2 protein-coding genes and 1 pseudogene are annotated in these 2,539 nt (G+C 72.1%); 2 read left to right on the top strand and 1 reads right to left on the bottom strand.

Annotated features, from left to right (window positions below):
* Positions 1 to 189 (top strand): annotated as a pseudogene (locus tag ACFVH5_RS44290) (6-phosphogluconate dehydrogenase); the annotation flags it as partial.
* A gap of 5 nt (positions 190 to 194) precedes the next feature.
* On the top strand, positions 195 to 782 hold the full coding sequence (locus tag ACFVH5_RS44285) for a histidine phosphatase family protein (RefSeq protein WP_385839354.1): 588 nt from the start codon (positions 195 to 197) through the stop codon (positions 780 to 782).
* 36 nt (positions 783 to 818) lie between these two features.
* On the opposite strand, the gene ACFVH5_RS44280 is transcribed toward ACFVH5_RS44285, so the two are convergent.
* A complete protein-coding gene (locus ACFVH5_RS44280; RefSeq protein ID WP_385839353.1) occupies positions 819 to 2,117 on the bottom strand; it encodes a lipase family protein in 1,299 nt (432 codons plus the stop codon).
* Between the last annotated feature and the right edge of the window lie 422 nt (positions 2,118 to 2,539).

Below are 2,539 nucleotides of genomic sequence, written 5' to 3'. Positions count from 1 at the left end.
TTGGCGCAGGACTCCGGCGAGGGCCGCTGGACCGTCGAGGCGGCCATCGACAACGCGGTACCGCTGCCCGCGATCACCGCGTCGCTGTTCGCCCGTTTCGCGTCCCGGCAGGACGACTCGCCGCAGATGAAGATGATCGCGGCACTGCGCAACCAGTTCGGCGGCCACGCCGTCGAGTCCGCGAAGTAGGAGTCATGGGCGACCTTCTCCTCGTCAGACACGGCGAGACCGAGTGGAGCAGATCGGGACAGCACACCAGCTGGACCGACCTGCCCCTCACCCCCCACGGCGAGGAACAGGCGAAGTCCCTCGTCCCGCTCTTCGCCGGGCGGTCCTGTGTCCTCGTGCTCACCAGTCCCCTCCGGCGCGCGATACGGACCGCGGAGCTGGCGGGGCTGACCGGGGCCGTCGTCGACCCCGATCTGCACGAGTGGAACTACGGGGCGTACGAGGGTGTCAGGACCGTCGACATCCACCGGACCCGTCCCGACTGGTACCTGTGGAACGACGGGGTGCCGCCCGGCCCGGACGGGCAGAAAGGCGAGTCGCCCGCCGAGGTGGGCGAGCGTGCCGACCGGGTGCTCGCCCACGCGGCGAAGGCGCTCGACGAGGGTGACGTGGTCCTGGTGGCCCACTCGCACTTCCTGCGCGTCCTGACCGCGCGCCGGCTCGGACTGCCCGCCTCGGACGGACGGCTGTTCCGGCTGGACACGGCCACGGTGAGCCGGCTCTCGCTGGAGCACGGCCGCCCCGTCCTCGCGGAGTGGAACGCCAAGCCGTAGGCGGTCTCCCCGGATCGCGGGGCTCCCCGGCCCGGGCTACAGGACGTCTCCGAACTCGCTCAACACCCCTGGTGGAGCGAGGGAGTTGACGTAGTGGCCCGGGCCGTGGTCGTCGAAGGAGTACTTGAAGGGGATGGTCCGGGTCAGTGCCAGCCGGGTCGCCAGGAACGCCAGCGGCGCCACGACGGCCAGACCGGCGAGCGAGTCCATCTGCGGGTAGTGCAGGCCCGGTTCGCCGCTCTCCTGCCAGCCCTCGTGCCGCACACGCAGCAGGGGCCGCACGGAACGCCGCAGCGACTCGGCCGTACGAACCGTCAACTCTCCCATCCGGGCGGCCGGTTGGTGGATCGGGTTGCCGATCAGAGTACGCAGCAGTTCGCCGGGCAGGGTCACCGCTTCCAGCGCCGAGTCCGCCGCGAAGGCCAGAGCCGTGTCCATCGGCCCGCGCGACCTGCGGTAGTGGAACTCCCGGCCGAACGGCGCGTACGGTCCGACCGGGCGGGGCGGCAGAGCCGGTACGACGTCACGGTCGAAGATGTAACGGAGCATCCGCTCACGCAGGGGCCGGCTGCTGTACGGGCCGGTGGCCTCCTCGCAGGCCCGCGCGAAGTCCGGGCCGCCGACCATGGGCTGCCCGAAGGTGTAGACGGCGCGGAGCTTGTCGGCGATGCGGCGGTAGCGGGGCTCCATCGTGAGCATCACCCCCATCAGCGCGGCCATCGCACCGCCGAGGCTGTGGCCGGTGATGTAGAGCGCCTCCAGGCCGTGGCCGCGGGTGCCCGTCCCGCCGGGCACCACGGACTCGCCGCGCAGCGCGCGGTCCAGGGCCTCGACGACCAGGTAGCGGGTGGCGCGGACGTTCCGGTAGAAGCCGGCGTGGACCTCGTGGCGCCGGCCGTCCAGTTCGACGTCGAGCATCTCGGGGCGGACGTCCGCGTCCGTGAGGATGCTGATGACGTCCTCGGGCTGGGTGCCGCGGTAGCACAGGACGGCGATCCTGCGGTCGCGGTCCTGGATCAGGTACGCGGCCGACGCGATGTACATGGCGTCCACGCGCTGCTCGAACACCTGGCAGTCGTTCTCCTCCAGGCCGAGGCGCGTCATGATCATCGCGACGGTGTCGGGGTCGGCGCGCTGCGCGAATCCGGCGTACGCGTAGGCGGCGCAGGTCGCCATGGTGTGCGGGATGACTCCGTCGGGGTCCGGGTGGTCCTTGTCCCGCGTGAGGCGTTCGACGAGGTCGGGGTAGACGGGGAAGCCGGGCTGGTCGGGGGCGGTTTTGAGAGGGCGCAGTTCGGCGAAACTCGGGCCTTTGGCATGACGGTCGTTACGCATCCCCGTCCTCCCCTCACCGTCCGCCGAGCACACCACCACGATGGCGGACGGTCAATACGACTGCGGGCCCTGCGGGTTGCCCGCGCCCCTTCATCTGCGGCTCGGTGGGGGCTGAGCGCGCAGTTCCCCGCGCCCCTGGGGGGGTGGGCCTTGCCCCGAATTCCACCTGCGGCCCGGTGGGGGCCGTTCGCGCAGTTCCCCGCGCCCCTTCATCTGCGGGCCGGTGGGGGTTGCCCGCGCAGTTCCCCGCGCCCCTTTGCCTGCGGGCCGGTGGGGGTTGCCCGCGCAGTTCCCCGCGCCCCCTTACGTGCGGGTCGGTGGGGGTGGGCCGCGCCGTTCCCCGCGCTCCTTCAGGGCAAAGGCTGGGGCGCAGCCCCGCGTTTGAGGGGCGCGGGGAACAGCGCGAACGGCCCCCACCGGGC

The sequence above is a fragment of the Streptomyces sp. NPDC127119 genome (assembly GCF_042677425.1).
In the GTDB taxonomy this organism is placed as follows: Bacteria; Actinomycetota; Actinomycetes; order Streptomycetales; family Streptomycetaceae; genus Streptomyces.
Note: the sequence above shows the minus strand (reverse complement) of the source record. Positions and strands in the feature narration are given on the sequence as shown.

Excerpts from the sequence above, each read along its gene's own strand:
- ACFVH5_RS44285 (WP_385839354.1), top strand. The coding sequence starts at position 195 with ATGGGCGACCTTCTCCTCGTCAGACACGGCGAGACCGAGTGGAGCAGA.
- ACFVH5_RS44280 (WP_385839353.1), bottom strand. The coding sequence starts at position 2,117 with ATGCGTAACGACCGTCATGCCAAAGGCCCGAGTTTCGCCGAACTGCGC.